Source organism: Ilumatobacter sp., assembly GCF_046290335.1.
Taxonomy (GTDB): Bacteria; Actinomycetota; Acidimicrobiia; order Acidimicrobiales; family Ilumatobacteraceae; genus Ilumatobacter_A.
Map to the genome: position 1 here is coordinate 83,097 of NZ_JBKAGH010000010.1, position 14,097 is coordinate 97,193.

Here is a 14,097-nt window from a genome sequence, read left to right on the forward strand (position 1 = left end):
TCAGTCACGTCCTTGGTTGCAGCAGTGTTCACGTCGGTCGTCATGTCGTGCAGCCTCTCACAGCGCGGCGTGTCGTGACACGCCGATCCCGCTCGGTGCATTCCGGCCGAATCGTTCGATTTCGGAGGCCAGATCGAGTGGCGCGGTGATCGCACCGTTGCGGTCGTCGTCGGTCAGCAACCGAGCCGGAATCAGCCAGACCACCTCGAACTCCAGCCCGTCGGGATCTCGTGCATACAGGCTCTTGGTCGTGCCGTGGTTGCTCGCACCGACGAGGGCGCCGTGCTCGCTGAGCTTGGCGGCGAGATCGGCGAGGTCACCGAGCGTCTCGACCTCCCATGCCAGGTGATAGAGACCCACCGTCCGTCGGCTGGCTCCGGAGGCCGCAGCGTCCTCACCGATCGAGAACAGACCGAGGTCGTGGTCGTTGGTGGAGCCTGGCGCACGGAGGAACGCAGCGCCGGGAAACGACTGCACGACCGAGAAGCCGAGCACGTCGCCGTAGAACGCCGTGGAGCGCTCGGCGTCGCGGACGTAGAGCACCGCATGGTTGAGTTGATGGATCGCCATAGCGTCATCAACATACTTGTGATCACAAGTATTCCGACACGTCCCGGACCGCCGCGGATCGATCGGGCCGGACGTCGTCGAGAAACGTTCTCGTGCGGCGGCGACTCGCTGGTGAAGAATCGGCACATGTCGAACGACGGCGGAGCTCGCTGGCGCGCACTCGCCGCACTCCTGCGGCCAGACGCAGGCCGCTGGGTGATCCTCGGCGTCCTCGTGTCGCTGGGCGCAGCCTTGGCGCTCGCCGGACCGCTCATCGTCCGACGCATCGTCGATTCGGCAGCGGCCGGTACGACCGCGTCGGCCGTCGTTCGCCTGGCACTCGCGTACCTCGTCGTCGCGCTGTTGACGCAGGCGGTCGCCGTCGTGGTGGTCTGGCACGCCACGATCGCCGCCTGGCGTACCACCAACGAACTTCGCGTGACCATGGCGGCACACGTCCTCGGACTCGACCATGAGTTCCATCGCCGCAACACACCCGGTGAGCTGATCCAGCGCGTCGACGGCGACGTCACGTCGGTATCCGACTTCTTGGGTCTGGTCGTTCCGAAGGCGCTCGGCGCGCTGGTGCTGCTGCTCGGCATGGTCGGCGTGCTGGCAGTGCTCGACTGGCGTCTGGCGATCGGCATGCTGGTCTACATCTGCGCCGCGCTGGCCGTGGTGGTCCGATCTCGTCATCGCGCCGTGGCCGAGTCGGCTGACGAGATGGGTGCGAGCGCTCGCCTCTACGGCGGCATCGAAGAACGCCTGACCGCTGCGGAAGATCTCCGCGCTCTGGGCGCTGCGACACACGTCGCGTGGCGCTTCGTCGAAGACAGCACGGCGGCGATGACGAGTTCGATCCGTCGCGAACGTGCATTCCTGGCGATGTGGTGGATGGTGCAGATGGCCGTTGCAGCGGGCTCGGTGATCGCGCTCATCGTGAGCGGCGCGCTCGTGGCCGCCGAGGTCATCTCGATCGGCACTGCCTTCTTGCTCTTCCAGTACATCCTGCTCATCACGCGTCCACTCGAAGATGTCGTCCATCAACTCGAGACGGTGCAGAAGGCGAACGGCGCGATGGTCCGCGTCCTCGATCTCCTCGCGTTGCAACCCACGGTGATCGATGTCGGATCGGGTGGTGGCGCGACCTCGCCGTCGCCCGGTCCGCTGTCGGTCGAGTTCGCTGGCGTGTCGTTCGACTATGGCGACGACGCACCCGTGCTGCGCGATGTCGACCTGACCTTGGAAGCCGGTCGGACGCTCGGCGTCGTCGGTCGGACCGGCAGCGGGAAAACCACCGCATCGAGGCTCGTGCTGCGGCTGGTCGAGGCGACCCAGGGAGTGGTGTCCCTCGGTGGCGTCCCGATCGACGAGATACCGCTCGACGAGCTTCGTCGACGTGTCGCCCTCGTCCCGCAGGAGGTCGAACTCTTCGCCGGATCGATCCGTGACAACGTGACGCTGTTCGACGATGAGCCGTCCGAGGTCGCCGTCGTCGACGCGCTGCGGCGCGTCGGGCTCGACGACCTGGCGATCAGTGGCATCGATCGGCCCCTCGGTGCCGGTGGGGCCGGCCTGTCGGCGGGCCAAGCACAGCTGCTGGCGATGGCCCGCGTCTGGTTGCGGTCGCCGGACGTGATCGTCTTCGACGAGGCGACCGCCCGCATCGACCCGGAGACCGAGTCACGCCTCGACGCCGCCGTCACCGAACTGTTGCGCGGGCGCACCGCCATCGTGATCGCGCACCGCCTGACGACGTTGCGCGCCGCCGACGACATCGTGGTGTTCTCGGACGGACGCATCATCGAGCACGGTCGGCGGGCAGATCTCCTCGCCGATGACGACAGTCGTTTCGCCGCGCTCCTCGCCCTGTCGATCGACCAGTTCGGATCGCAGGCGCGATGACGGTCGATGCCGTGCCGACCAACCGCGCTCCCGAGCTCGGCGTCTGGAGGCTCGCCTGGCGCGTCGCTCATCAGCGACCGATCGATTTCTGGGTCGGGTCGCTGCTGTTCGTCGTGTACTTCTCGATGCCGGCGGCGACCGGGTACGCACTCGGCCGCGGGTATGACGCGATGGCGAGCGCAGCGACGTCGTCGGTGTATCGGTGGGCGCTGGTCGTCGCCGCCAGCGAGATCGTCCGCATGACGGCGGTCCACTTCGGCGCGTTGATCTGGACGCGCGTGTGGATGCACATGCAGACCCTGCTGCGGGCGAACCTGCTCGCAGCACAGATGGCGAGCGGCGGCCCCGAGGCCGGCCAGCCCGTCGGCTCGGCAGGTGGTGCCGTGACCTACTTCCGTGACGACACCGAGGACATCGCGCAGTTCGTCGACATCCACGTCGACGTGGCTGGCGGGCTGGTGTTCACGGCGATCGCCGGGTTCGTGTTGGGCAACGCCGACGTCCGCGCGGCAGCGATCCTGGTCTTCCCGCTCCTGGCGGTCGGCGTGGCGACCCGCCTTCTCGACACGCGCATCAAGGAGTACCGCTCAGCTGACCGAGCGGCGACCGCAGTGGTGACCGGCTTCGTCGGCGACCTGATGGCGTCGGCGACCACCGTGAAGGTCAACGGTGCGGCGCCGTCGGCGATCGTGCGGCTTCGTCGCCTCGTCGACGAGCGTCGCCGCACAGCGGTGCGCGACCGGATCCTGGACGAAGGCGTGCAAGCGTTCAGCCAGGGCGCCGCTGATGTCGGGCTCGGCTGCGTGTTGTTGGTCAGCGCCGGCGGGCTCGCGACGGGGGCCTTCGACGTCGGTGAACTCGCGTTGTTCGCCGCGTACCTCGGGTGGCTGAGCTTCCTGCCGCGCATGATCGGTCGTCTGCTCGCTCGGCGTAAGCACGCGGCGGTGGCCTTCGAGCGGATCAGGCAACTGGTGGCCGACGCTGACGTGGAGCACACGGTCCGACGGCGCGACCTGCCGATCGCGCCGCGCGATGCGCGTGTTCGTCCGGTGGTCGAGCGTCCGCAGCGTGTACCACTCGAGCGTCTCGAGGTCGTCGGATTCTCGGCCGTCCACGACAGCGGCTACGGCGTGCACGACGCGTCGTTCGTGGTCGAACGCGGCGATTTCGTGGTCATCACCGGTCCGATCGGATCGGGCAAGAGCACGCTCTTGCGTTCGCTGCTCGGGCTCGCCTGGCATGCCGAGACCTCGGGCATCGTGCGATGGAACGGTCGAGAGGTCGATGACCTCGCAGCGTTCATGGTGCCTCCGAACGCCGCCTATCTGTCGCAGGTTCCGCAACTGATCTCCGACTCCGTGGCCGACAACGTGGGGCTCGGCGTACTCGATGCTCACGCGCTCTCGGCCGCATTGAACCGAGCCGCGGTCGCCGATGACATCGCGACGATGCCCGACGGGGTCGACACGGTGATCGGCCCGCGCGGCCTGCGCCTCTCGGGTGGTCAACGTCAACGTCTGGCGACCGCACGGGCGATCGTCCACGAACCGGAACTCGTCGTGCTCGACGATCTGTCGAGCGCGGTCGACGTCGAGACAGAACTGGCGCTGTGGCGCAATCTCGCCGAGGCGCGGATGACCGTGATCGCGGTGTCACACCGCGCTGTCGCGTTCGAACGAGCGACTCGGGTCCTGCGACTCGAACGCGGGCGACTCGTGTAGCCGGCGCAGACGGGTCCAGCGTCAGGTGTCTCGACGTCGCGCTCGGTGGTCGGCGGTGTGGGTGCGGCTGGCGCAGCGCGGATCGGAGCAGAACCGCTTCGATCGATTGCGGGTGGCGTCGTAGAACAGTCGGTCGCAGTCGTCGGCGCCGCATCGCCCGAACCGGATCGTGCCGTTGTCGCAGATCTCCTGCGCCAATGCCATCAAGATGTCGGCCATCACCTGATCGTCGAACCTGGCGGTCGGCGGGGTCCAGTGGATGTGAGGTCCGACGCCGCCGTGATCGACGATCGACGGCGTGATCGGAATCTCGGTCAGCTCGGCATTGAGCTTCGCTGCGGCACTGTCGATGTCGAGGTCGGGGAGTTCGCGCAGAAATGGGAGCATCGACTCGATGCGCTGTGCGAGCCGCTGCACCGACGCCGCCGATGCCTCGGTGGCGCGACTGAATCCGGCGGACTCGAGTACCGACCGAGGATCATCGCCCGTCGCATCGCCGTGATCGCCCTGCTGCCCGTGTTCGAGGTTGGCGAGATCGAACATCGTCTCGAGGGTGGCGCGCACCTCGGACTCCGTGACCGATGCGACATACATGCCGCAACTCTACCTCGGCCGATCATGTTGCGTAACGGGCTAGTTGATGTTAGAACCTTACCTCGATGTAATGCCCTAGTACGAAAACGATCATTACATACGCGGTCGACACCCATCCATCCTCAACTCACCCCCGTTTCTCCGGAGCAACCAGTCATGACCATCTTCATCATCACCCTTGTCGTCATCGGCAACATCTTGGGCTCGGCGATGGCCTACCCGCAGGCCGCACGCCTGCTGCGCACCGGCAACCCCGAGGGCGTCTCGGCGATCTGGGCCGGCGTGAGCTTCTCGATGAACCTGTGGTGGCTGGTGTACGGGCTGGCGAACGGGCTGTGGGGGCTCGTCCCCACGTCGGCGATCGCCGCCGCTCTCTACGCCGTCATCGTGGTCGCCTTCGTGCGTTCGGTCGGCCGCGCAGCGTTCGGTGGTCTCGCTCTCGGGTCGCTGGTGTTCGGCCTCGTTCCGCTGCCCGTGCTCCTCGTCGCTGGCTGGCAGTCGGCCGGGGTCACGATCGGGCTCTGTTACGGAATGCAACTCGCACCCGCCGTCGTCGCCTCGTGGCGAACCCGTGATCTGTCGGGCGTCGCTCCGGGCACCTGGCTGATGGCCTGGGTCGAAGGTCTGATCTGGGGGATCTACGGCCTGTTCGTGCTCGACGGAGCGCTGCTCGTCGGCGGGATCAGTGGCATTCTGATGTCGACGCTCCTGCTCACGCGGTTGGCGATCACCGGCCATGCGCCATTCCGCATCGCGAGTCTGCGCACCGTTCTCGCCTGAGCCGATCCCCGGTCCGCGATGACCATTCGCGGTCGCGGCACGGATTCCGCGACCTGCCACTAGGCTCTGATCAGTACACGTGAGTCGATTTCCAGGCTCTTCGAACACAAGGAGCCGGAATGGCTACAGGCATCGTGAAGTTCTTCAATGACGAGAAGGGCTTCGGATTCATCACCCCGGATGAAGGCGGCAATGACGTCTTCGTCCATTACTCCAACATCGTCGGCAGCGGCCGTCGTTCGCTCAACAATGACGCGAAGGTCGAATTCGAAGTCGCCCCCGGGCGCAAAGGACCGGAAGCCGTCGACGTCAAAGAGATCTGAAAAGGAGGCGGTTCTGCATGGCATCAAGCCCGCAGAGTTACCAGAAGCGGCAGCGCGAACTTCGCAAGAAGGAACGCAAGGCTGAGAAGCAAGCAATCCGACACGGCCGCAGTTCGGCCGAGAAGGATGGCGGCGACGACGGCCCTGACGAGGACGCGCTGCTCGAGGAATTCCGCATCCTCAACGAAAGTTTCGCCGCTGGCGAGGTTCCCGAAGACGACTTCGAGTACCGCAAGGCGGAGATCTTCCATCAGATGGGTCTGGGCGAAGCCCCAGAACCACGAGAGTCGGACACCACAGTGACCGAGGAGGCGGGGGCCTAGCCCACGCCGATTCCGGTCGCCACGGCGATCAATCGAACGAAGGCCCCCGGCTCAGTCGGGGGCCTTCGTCGTGTCTGCCGGGATCGCTCGCTGCGATCACGGGATCGCTCGCTGGGGCATCTACCGTCGGCGCGATGAGTGATGCAACAGATCGCGGCGCGTCGACCGGTCGCTTCAGCGCGTCGTCGACGACCGACGAGGTCCTGGACGGCGTCGACCTGCGTGGACGAGTGGCTGCCGTGACCGGAGCGTCGGGTGGACTCGGGCTCGAGACCGCCCGCGCGCTCGCCGCCAACGGAGCGCATGTGGTGCTCGTGGCCCGCCGGGCGGACCAGCTCGCCGGGGCGGTTACCGCGATCACGGCGGCGCACCCGGACGCGTCGCTCGACACACTCGTCCTCGATCTCGCCGACGTGACGAGTTGCCGTAGCGGCGCGCTCGATCTGCTCACCCGGATCGATCGCCTCGACATCGTCGTCAACAACGCTGGCGTCATGTGTACGCCGCACGGCGCGACCAAGGACGGCTTCGAGACCCAGTTCGGCACGAATCATCTCGGACACATGGCGTGGACCGTTCCGTTGCTCGACCTGCTCACACGCTCGGCTCCCTCGCGGATCGTCAACCTGTCATCGGCGGGGCACCGCTTCGGCGACATCGACCTCGACGATCCGAACTTCCATGCCCGTCCGTACGACCCGTGGGCCGCGTACGGTGCATCGAAGACCGCGAACGTGTTGTTCTCGGTCGAACTGGAGCGACGCTTCGGCGCGGCGGGCGTTCGCTCCGCGGCGGTGCACCCGGGCGGTATCCACACCGATCTGGGTCGCCACATGACCGCCGAACTACGTGCTGACATGCGCGACAAGATCGCACAGAGCAACCCGACGGGGTTGCAGTGGAAGTCGGTTCCCCAAGGCGCGGCGACGTCGGTGTGGGCGGCCACCGTCGGCGACGATGCGCGGCCGGTGTCGGTCACCCCGAGTGGCGCCGCCACTGGTGTGTACTGCCAGGACTGCTCGGTGGCACCGGTCGACGACGGCTCCCCCGAGGCGCTCGGAGGCGTCCTGCCGTATGCGGTCGACGTCGAACGCGCTGGCGCCCTGTGGGACCTGTCGCTGCGACTCCTTGCCTCGGTGTGACCTGCCGACCTCCGCGTCAAACGGGATCCGCGTCAGCCAGGGATCGTCGTCAGCCAGGGATCGTCGTCAGCCAGGGATCGTCGTCGGCGGCACCGTCGTGGTCGTGGTGGTGGTCGTGGTGGTCGTGATGTCGAGCTGCTGGGTGAACAGCACGACCACGGAATCGTCGGGCTCGATCAGTGCCTCGATCTCGGTCACGAGCGGTGTGGCGTCGGGGAGATCGGCGCCAGCGACCTCGACGATCGCGCGTGATCCGTCGAAGCGCGTCGCGACGATGACGACGTCGTTCGACTCGGCCCAGGTTCGTGCCAGCTGTTCGATCCGGCTGGCGATCTGTTCGTCGGGCGTCGGCTCGATCTCGTCTCGAACGGTCTCTCGGGCGACCCATGTCAGACGCACTTCGAACGCGCGACCGAGTTCGCTGTCGAGGCGGACATTCAGATCCGACAACGGAGGTGGATCGCCGACGCCGCTCGCATCGAGACGGATGACGTCTCCGTCGATGCGCAGTGACTCGCGTCGCCGGCCGTTCTCCCCGTCGTCGGTGTCGAGCCAGTCGTCGACCACCGCTTCGACATCACTGTAGAGCCGCTCTTCGTCGGAGACGACCGTCGTGGTCGGTGCCAGTGTCGTGGTCGTCTCGGCGCGCAAGACGACGTCCCACTCGACCGAGACGGTGGCATCGTCGCCGAACTCGCGTCGCAAGGCCTCGATGACGGGTCCGTCGTCGATCGGCAGCTCGAAACTGCGGACCGTGATCAAGATGCCATTGCGGTCGTCCTCGAAGTCGATCGCCTGGGCGCGCGTGTCGATCCCGCTCAGCCAGTCGCTCACGATTCGCTCGGCTTGGAGTTCGCGTTCGGATTGTTCGACGGCCGATGTCGACGCCCGGTACAGCGGGATCGCGATGGCGATCACGATCACGCCGATCATGGCCGCGACGAGCGAGCTGCGGCGGATCGTCATCGCCAGGCGGCGGCGCGGGACGAAGCCGGTCACGACGAAGACGACGGCGCCAGCGAACACGATCGCCGCGAGGTTGGTGATGTAGAGCAACAAGGCGCCTTCGGCGAGTGTGGTTCGCCCGGCCTCGAGTGAGATGCCGACGGCGCCGAGCGGCGGCACGAGCGCGACGGCGACGGCGACGCCGGGCAGTGACGACGACGCGTCCTTTCGTACCGTGGCGTACGCCCCGGCCGTGCCCGCACCGAGGGCGACGACGAGGTCGCGGATGTCGGGTGCGGTTCGACTGGTCACCTCACGCGGCAACTCGCCGCGTACGAACAGCACGGACAGGACGTAGGCGAGCGCGATCGAGCCGACGGTCGCCAGCGTGATGATCCACAGTTGCCGAAGCGACTTGCGGAACAGCGCCATCGAGATGCACGCCGCCATCGCCAACACCGGTTGCATCAGTGGTGCCAGCAACATGGCGCCGATGACGACCGCCGCGGAGTCGGCCGACAGTCCCATCACCGCGACGATCATCGAGAGCGCGAGCATCGTCGAGAACCGGAAGGCCCAGTGCTGCTGTTTCTTGATGGCCAGCTCGGACATGATCCGCTGGCGTTCCTCGGAGTCGAGATGGCGGTGCCACCAGGCGCTTCTGCGTTTGCGGAGCACCCCGAGGCTCGGATCCTCGGCCCCGGACCCCGAACCGGAACTCGAGCTCGATCCGGAGTCCTCGCTGGTGTTGGCGGCGGCCTCGGCCTTGGCCACATCGATCTTGGCGTCGCGCTCGGCCTCGGCCGCTTTGCGTGTGTCATCGTCGAGCGCGCTGGTGCCGCCGGCACCGGTCGAGGGAGTCGCCGCGTCACTCGTCACGCGCAGGAGCTTAGGAGTGGTTGGACCCCTGTCACAGCGCATCAAGCGAGAGGGCGGATCCCCCCACGTTCTCGATGCCGCCGCAGAACGTGTGGTCAGGGACGCGAGACCGCGGCGAACGCGATCGCCGCTGCGTGTCCGACGTTGAGTGAGTCGACGTCCGGCGAGATGGGAATGCGCACGCGTCGCGTCGCCGTCGCCAACGATGCCGTGGTCAGGCCGGGTCCTTCGGCGCCGAGCAGGATCCCGACCCGTTCGGGCGTGTCGGGGCCCGACACGCTCCACAGGTCGACCGCGTCATCGGCCGGCGTCATCGCCCACGTGGCGAACCCGACCTGGTGCAGCAGGCCGAGATCATCGGGCCAGTTCCTTGCGCGAGCGACCGGCAGGTGGAGCACCTCACCCATCGACACGCGAACGGTACGACGCGAGTACGGGTCGGTGCACGCCGGGTCGAGCAGCAGCGCGTCGATACCGAAGGCGCGAGCGGCTCGGGCGATCACGCCGACGTTCTCGGCATCGTTGAGCCCTTCGAGGACAGCCACGCGTCGAGCGGGGGACGCGGCCAGATCGGCGGCGGTGAGCACTGGGCGCCGTGTCGCCGACGCCACCACGCCGCGGTGCAGATCGAAGCCGACCGCACGAGCGAGCAGGTCACGGGTCAACACGTACAGCGGAGTTGGGCCGTCCGCCAGTTCGGGCACGCGACCGACGATGCGATCCACTCGCGACGGCGTCACCAGTACCGAACGCAGTTCGTGGCCGGAGTCGACGACACGGTCGATCGACACGTAGCCCTCCGCGATGAAGAACTCCTCGCCCTCGCGCTGTCGACGGGCGGCTTGGTCGTTGAGGAGGCAGTACTCGTCGAGTCGAGGATCGGCGGGGTCGTCGAGCTCGACGATCACGTGATGCTGGAGATCGCCGACCGCAGTGCGGCGATCCCCGTGTCGAGTTCGTCGGCGGAGACGTCGAGCATCGGGGCCAGACGGATGACGTTGCCGTACAACCCGCCCTTGCCGACGAGTAGCCGCTGGTCTTTGCACGCCTCGAGGACGGCGACCGTGCGCGCCGGGTCGGGTTCGATCGTGCCCGGGTGGCAGATCTCGAACGCCCACATCAGGCCGCGGCCGCGGAGTTCCGCGATCCAGTCGGTGTCGTCGGCGACCGGCGCCATCGTGGCGTGGAAGCGCTCGCCCATCCGCTTCGCGTTGCCCTGCAGGTCGTTGTCGATCACGTAGTCGAGGGTGGCGGACCCGGCGGCGGCCGACAGTGGATTGCCGCCGAAGGTCGAGAAGTTGAGCACGTCGATCGTGTCCATGATCTCGGCGCGGGCCACGCAGCCGGCGAGCGTGATGCCGTTGCCGACGCCCTTGGCGAACGTGAGGATGTCGGGCACGATGCCGTGCGCTTCGTATCCCCAGAAGTGCTCGCCCGTGCGGCCCCACCCGGTCTGGACCTCATCGGCGATGAACAGGATCCCGCGGTTGTCGAGCTCTTTCTTCATCGCGCCGAAGAAGCCGTCGGGCGGCACGGTGAAGCCGCCGACGCCTTGGATCGGCTCGGCGATCAACGCAGCGACGTCGCCAGCGCTCGTCATGTCGAGCAGTTGCACCAGATCGTTGACGCACGCTTTGGTGAACGTGTCGTCGTCGAGGTCGGCGAAGGGCGACCGCAGCTTGTAGGCGCCCTGCACGAAGTTGACCTGCAACCCCGAGATCGACGTCGACGACCACGACGCATGGGACGTGACCGCCTGGGTCGTGAACGAGCGACCGTGGTAGCTGTTGCGCATCGCCAGAACCTGGTTGGACGACCGGAAGCTCGTGGCGAGCAACAGCGCGGTGTCGTTGGCCTCGCTCCCGGAGGTCGTGAAGAACACGCGAGCGTCGGGGATGCCCGATCGCTCGGTGATCTGCTCGGCCAGCCGGAGCATCGGCGGCGACAGATACAGCGTCGAGGTGTGCAGCGTCTTGGCCGCCTGTTCCTGGATCGCCGCGGTGACCTTCGGGTTGTTGTGGCCCACCATCGTCGTCAGCACGCCGCCGAAGAAGTCGAGATAGCGGTGGCCTTCGACGTCCCAGACCCAGCTACCTTGGCCACGCTCGATCGAGATCGGCTCGGCGAAGTAGGGGGAGACGAACGACGGCAGCACCCGTCGGTACGTCGCGAGGAGTTCGGCGTTCGTCGTCATCTCCGAAACGCTACGTCAGATTCGAAGTGCGCGTGCACGTCTGCATACGCGCTCCACGGTGGGCTGCCGGCTGGATTGATGATGCTGGATCGATGATGCTGGCTGCGATGCCGGGACGGTTCAACCGCCGAGCGCGGACACCGTTGCTCGGATGATGCGGTCGAAACGCTGCGCAGCGTCGCCATCGGGCAGATGGTGATTGACCTCGAGCGACACGAGGCCGTGCATCGTGGCCCAGGCGCCGAGGACGGCGTCGACGTCGGACTCGGCGGACGCTGACACGGCGCGCGGGTCGGCGGTGGTGCCTTGCAGCGCGGCGGCTGCCTTGACGAGCGGGTCAAGCACCGCCATCTCGGCGTCGTAGGTCGGCCCGGCGGGTGGGGCGGCGTACCCGGGAATCTGATCGGTGAAGATCAGGTTGAACTCCGCCGGGTGATCGACGGCCCACTGGCGAAACGCGTGCGCGCACGCCATCAGCCGCTCCACTCGCTCGTCGTGGGTGGTCGGCTCGCTCGCCTGAAACGCCCCGTCGACAGCGGCGGCGAGGCGCTGGTAGCTCTCGAGGATGAGCCCGGTGAACAGGTCGTCGAGGCTGTCGAAGTAGGTGTAGAGCGAAGCCGGGTTCATCCCGAGCTCGCGAGCGATCGCACGCCAGGTCACCGCCCCGTGCCCGGCTTCGGCGAGTTGACGGCGCGCGATCCGCAAGATGTCGGCCGTCAACTCGCGCCGCAGCCGCTCGCGCCGCGTTTCGGGCCGCGTCTCCGGCTGGGACGCTGGCCGGGTCGCGGGGTCTGTCTTCGGATGGGTCTCGCGGTGCGCGCTCGTCCCCGCGGACTCGGTCATGTGACGAAGGGTACAGCAACTGTCGCTTGCTTTTCAAACACTGTTGGGTATTGACTGGGAAAGGCCAAACAGTGTTTGGTCTTCAACGATTGATCGAGCACAGGGAGGTCTGTGAGATGCACCACCAGTTGGAACGGCCCGTCGTCGTCGGCGCCGGGCCCGTCGGACGAGCCGTGGTTGCACGACTCGTCGCGTCGGGTGCCGTGCCGACGGTCGTGTCGAGATCGGGTACCGCCGTCGCGGGCGCCGTCTCGGTCGCCGCGAACATCGCGCAGCCGGAGGTGGCGACCGAGGTCCTGCGTGAGGCGACGACGGTGTTCTTCGTTGCGCAGCCGGCATATCACCGCTGGACCACCGAGTATCGGCCGCTGCAGGACTCGGTGCTTCGAGGGTGCGAGCGCTCGGGTGCGGTGCTGATCGCGACCGAGAACCTCTACGGGTACGGCGCCGGTACCGGAGGGCTCGACTCGCCCATCTCGGAGACGACGCCGCTCGCCCCCTCGACCCGCAAGGGCGCGGTGCGAGCCGAGGGGTGGCACGACCTGGCTGCTGCGCACGAGGCGGGTCGGGTTCGCTGCGCCGCTGTGCGCGCCTCCGACTTCTTCGGCCCCGGGGTGCGCGAGTCGATGCTCGGGGAGCGGTTCTTCGGGGCCCTCGCGGCGGGCAAGCCGGCGAGCGTGTTCGGACCGGTCGATCGACATCACTCGGCGACCTACGTGCCGGATCTCGCCGCGGCGATGATCCGTGTCGCCGAACGCCCGGACGCGCTGGGTCGCGCCTGGCTCGCCCCGACCGCTCCAGCGGTCACGGTCGCCGAGATGATCGAACTGGCGGCAGCGGCGGCAGGCAGCCCTTCGCGCCATCGGCGTCTGTCGCGTCCGATGCTGCGCCTGGCGGGTGTGTTCGTCCCCGGTGCTCGCGAGTCGATCGAGATGCTCTACCAGTGGGAAGCAGACTTCACGATCGACACCGCCGCCTCGCAGGCAGCGCTCGATCTGTCGCCCACGCCACTGGTGCAGTCCATCTCCGACACCGTCGGCTGGTATGCAGCGGCCCATGGCGAGGCGAAGCGATGAGCGGCCTGACGCACCGCGACGCCGCGATGCTGTCTGCCGCGCCGGCGACCTTCGCGGCCCTGTTCGCGCTGCGTGCTCTGCGACCGGTGGTCGACACGACGCTCGTCGGAATCCTGGTCGCCATCGTCGTGTGCGTCGTCGGCCTCTTCCTCGGCCGCCGGTGGGCCGCGGTGACCTTCCTGGTGTTCCCGGTTGCGCTGATCGTGTCCCCGGCGGCGCGCGACCTGTCGTTCAGCCTGGTGTCACCCGACTCGACGGCGTGGCGTCTGCACGCGATCGCGAGCCTGGTGACGGCGGGCTTGTCGGTCGCGTCGTGCGCCACGATGCTGCTCGTCACGACGCTGGTGCGTCCGGCCGGGTCGGGGGGTCGGGGGTCGCCGGTCGGGGGCCGGGTGGTCGCCGTGGGCACGCTGGGCGGGTCGATGCTCGGGGTGGGGATGATCGGACTGGTCCAGCTCGTGAGCCCGGTGCAGGTGTTCGGCGCCGGACTCGACGCCGCCGAGCGTGACGCACTCCCCAAGGTGGCGCTGGTCAATTTCGCGTACGCGCCGCTCGACCTCGAGGTCGACCGCGACGGCGTGACGCGGTTTCTCCTCGTCAATCCGAGCGACCTGCCGCACACGCTGACGATCGACACGGGCGGGCCGGTCGACGTCGACGTGTACGTCCCCGCCCGCCGCGAGGTAGTGGTCGAGATCGAGGGCTCCTCGGTGCCCGGTTCGGAGGTCGCGTTCTTCTGCGGGATCGGCGACCACGCCGAACAGGGCATGGTCGGACGGGTGGTCGTGCTCGACGGCTGAGCCGCCGATTCGCACCCGGCTCG

14 protein-coding genes are annotated in these 14,097 nt (G+C 67.6%); 8 read left to right on the forward strand and 6 right to left on the reverse strand.

What is annotated here, in order from left to right:
• Positions 1-57: 57 nt before the first annotated feature.
• Entirely contained in the window at positions 58-570 is a 513-nt protein-coding gene (locus ACE37B_RS23955) for a VOC family protein (RefSeq protein ID WP_409925878.1), read from the reverse strand.
• A gap of 126 nt (positions 571-696) precedes the next feature.
• Here ACE37B_RS23955 and ACE37B_RS23960 point away from each other — a divergent pair, with 126 nt between their 5' ends.
• Both ACE37B_RS23960 and ACE37B_RS23965 read left to right on the forward strand, forming a co-directional pair.
• Positions 697-2,454, forward strand: coding sequence for an ABC transporter ATP-binding protein (locus tag ACE37B_RS23960; RefSeq protein ID WP_409925879.1), 1,758 nt, complete (start codon positions 697-699; stop codon positions 2,452-2,454).
• Positions 2,451-4,175: an ATP-binding cassette domain-containing protein gene (locus ACE37B_RS23965; protein WP_409925880.1), complete on the forward strand. Its 1,725-nt coding sequence runs from the start codon at positions 2,451-2,453 to the stop codon at positions 4,173-4,175. Before ACE37B_RS23960 ends, ACE37B_RS23965 begins: the two co-directional genes overlap by 4 nt.
• A gap of 21 nt (positions 4,176-4,196) precedes the next feature.
• On the opposite strand, the gene ACE37B_RS23970 is transcribed toward ACE37B_RS23965, so the two are convergent.
• The gene (locus ACE37B_RS23970; RefSeq protein ID WP_409925881.1) at positions 4,197-4,769 is read right to left on the reverse strand and encodes a CGNR zinc finger domain-containing protein; all 573 of its coding nucleotides are present in this window, start codon (positions 4,767-4,769) and stop codon (positions 4,197-4,199) included.
• 156 nt (positions 4,770-4,925) lie between these two features.
• On the opposite strand from ACE37B_RS23970, the gene ACE37B_RS23975 reads away from it, so the two are divergent.
• The 4 genes from ACE37B_RS23975 to ACE37B_RS23990 all read left to right on the forward strand — a co-directional run bounded on the left by ACE37B_RS23975 (position 4,926) and on the right by ACE37B_RS23990 (position 7,337).
• The gene (locus ACE37B_RS23975) at positions 4,926-5,549 is read left to right on the forward strand and encodes a hypothetical protein (RefSeq protein ID WP_409925882.1); all 624 of its coding nucleotides are present in this window, start codon (positions 4,926-4,928) and stop codon (positions 5,547-5,549) included.
• Positions 5,550-5,668: 119 nt separating this feature from the next.
• Positions 5,669-5,872: a cold-shock protein gene (locus ACE37B_RS23980; RefSeq protein ID WP_015439674.1), complete on the forward strand. Its 204-nt coding sequence runs from the start codon at positions 5,669-5,671 to the stop codon at positions 5,870-5,872.
• A gap of 17 nt (positions 5,873-5,889) precedes the next feature.
• Positions 5,890-6,195: a hypothetical protein gene (locus ACE37B_RS23985; RefSeq protein ID WP_409925883.1), complete on the forward strand. Its 306-nt coding sequence runs from the start codon at positions 5,890-5,892 to the stop codon at positions 6,193-6,195.
• A gap of 134 nt (positions 6,196-6,329) precedes the next feature.
• Positions 6,330-7,337 carry an SDR family NAD(P)-dependent oxidoreductase gene (locus ACE37B_RS23990; RefSeq protein ID WP_409925884.1) on the forward strand — a complete coding sequence of 336 codons (1,008 nt, stop codon included), beginning with the start codon at positions 6,330-6,332 and terminating at the stop codon, positions 7,335-7,337.
• A 66-nt stretch (positions 7,338-7,403) separates the two neighbouring features.
• Here the strand turns inward: ACE37B_RS23990 and ACE37B_RS23995 are convergent, their stop codons facing one another.
• From ACE37B_RS23995 to ACE37B_RS24010, 4 genes are all read right to left on the reverse strand, one after another.
• Positions 7,404-9,161 carry a DUF389 domain-containing protein gene (locus ACE37B_RS23995; protein ID WP_409925885.1) on the reverse strand — a complete coding sequence of 586 codons (1,758 nt, stop codon included), beginning with the start codon at positions 9,159-9,161 and terminating at the stop codon, positions 7,404-7,406.
• Between the two features lie 95 nt (positions 9,162-9,256).
• The gene (locus ACE37B_RS24000) at positions 9,257-10,069 is read right to left on the reverse strand and encodes a TrmH family RNA methyltransferase (RefSeq protein WP_409925886.1); all 813 of its coding nucleotides are present in this window, start codon (positions 10,067-10,069) and stop codon (positions 9,257-9,259) included.
• A complete protein-coding gene (locus tag ACE37B_RS24005; RefSeq protein ID WP_409925887.1) occupies positions 10,066-11,355 on the reverse strand; it encodes an aspartate aminotransferase family protein in 1,290 nt (429 codons plus the stop codon). The genes ACE37B_RS24000 and ACE37B_RS24005 overlap by 4 nt, the downstream gene beginning before the upstream one ends.
• A 120-nt stretch (positions 11,356-11,475) precedes the next feature.
• Positions 11,476-12,198, reverse strand: coding sequence for a TetR/AcrR family transcriptional regulator (locus ACE37B_RS24010; protein WP_409925888.1), 723 nt, complete (start codon positions 12,196-12,198; stop codon positions 11,476-11,478).
• A gap of 116 nt (positions 12,199-12,314) precedes the next feature.
• On the opposite strand from ACE37B_RS24010, the gene ACE37B_RS24015 reads away from it, so the two are divergent.
• Both ACE37B_RS24015 and ACE37B_RS24020 read left to right on the forward strand, forming a co-directional pair.
• Positions 12,315-13,274 carry an NAD-dependent epimerase/dehydratase family protein gene (locus ACE37B_RS24015; RefSeq protein ID WP_409925889.1) on the forward strand — a complete coding sequence of 320 codons (960 nt, stop codon included), beginning with the start codon at positions 12,315-12,317 and terminating at the stop codon, positions 13,272-13,274.
• Positions 13,271-14,074 (forward strand): hypothetical protein, encoded by an 804-nt coding sequence (locus ACE37B_RS24020; RefSeq protein ID WP_409925890.1) that lies wholly within the window; start codon positions 13,271-13,273, stop codon positions 14,072-14,074. The genes ACE37B_RS24015 and ACE37B_RS24020 overlap by 4 nt, the downstream gene beginning before the upstream one ends.
• The last annotated feature ends 23 nt before the right edge of the window (positions 14,075-14,097 follow it).

What these genes read in the sequence shown, in the direction of transcription:
- ACE37B_RS23965 (WP_409925880.1), top strand. Translation starts at nt 2,451, where the DNA reads ATGACGGTCGATGCCGTGCCGACCAACCGCGCTCCCGAGCTCGGCGTC.
- ACE37B_RS24005 (WP_409925887.1), bottom strand. Translation starts at nt 11,355, where the DNA reads ATGACGACGAACGCCGAACTCCTCGCGACGTACCGACGGGTGCTGCCG.
- ACE37B_RS23985 (WP_409925883.1), top strand. Translation starts at nt 5,890, where the DNA reads ATGGCATCAAGCCCGCAGAGTTACCAGAAGCGGCAGCGCGAACTTCGC.
- ACE37B_RS23960 (WP_409925879.1), top strand. Translation starts at nt 697, where the DNA reads ATGTCGAACGACGGCGGAGCTCGCTGGCGCGCACTCGCCGCACTCCTG.
- ACE37B_RS23970 (WP_409925881.1), bottom strand. Translation starts at nt 4,769, where the DNA reads ATGTATGTCGCATCGGTCACGGAGTCCGAGGTGCGCGCCACCCTCGAG.
- ACE37B_RS24015 (WP_409925889.1), top strand. Translation starts at nt 12,315, where the DNA reads ATGCACCACCAGTTGGAACGGCCCGTCGTCGTCGGCGCCGGGCCCGTC.
- ACE37B_RS24020 (WP_409925890.1), top strand. Translation starts at nt 13,271, where the DNA reads ATGAGCGGCCTGACGCACCGCGACGCCGCGATGCTGTCTGCCGCGCCG.
- ACE37B_RS23975 (WP_409925882.1), top strand. Translation starts at nt 4,926, where the DNA reads ATGACCATCTTCATCATCACCCTTGTCGTCATCGGCAACATCTTGGGC.
- ACE37B_RS24010 (WP_409925888.1), bottom strand. Translation starts at nt 12,198, where the DNA reads ATGACCGAGTCCGCGGGGACGAGCGCGCACCGCGAGACCCATCCGAAG.
- ACE37B_RS23955 (WP_409925878.1), bottom strand. Translation starts at nt 570, where the DNA reads ATGGCGATCCATCAACTCAACCATGCGGTGCTCTACGTCCGCGACGCC.
- ACE37B_RS23980 (WP_015439674.1), top strand. Translation starts at nt 5,669, where the DNA reads ATGGCTACAGGCATCGTGAAGTTCTTCAATGACGAGAAGGGCTTCGGA.
- ACE37B_RS23990 (WP_409925884.1), top strand. Translation starts at nt 6,330, where the DNA reads ATGAGTGATGCAACAGATCGCGGCGCGTCGACCGGTCGCTTCAGCGCG.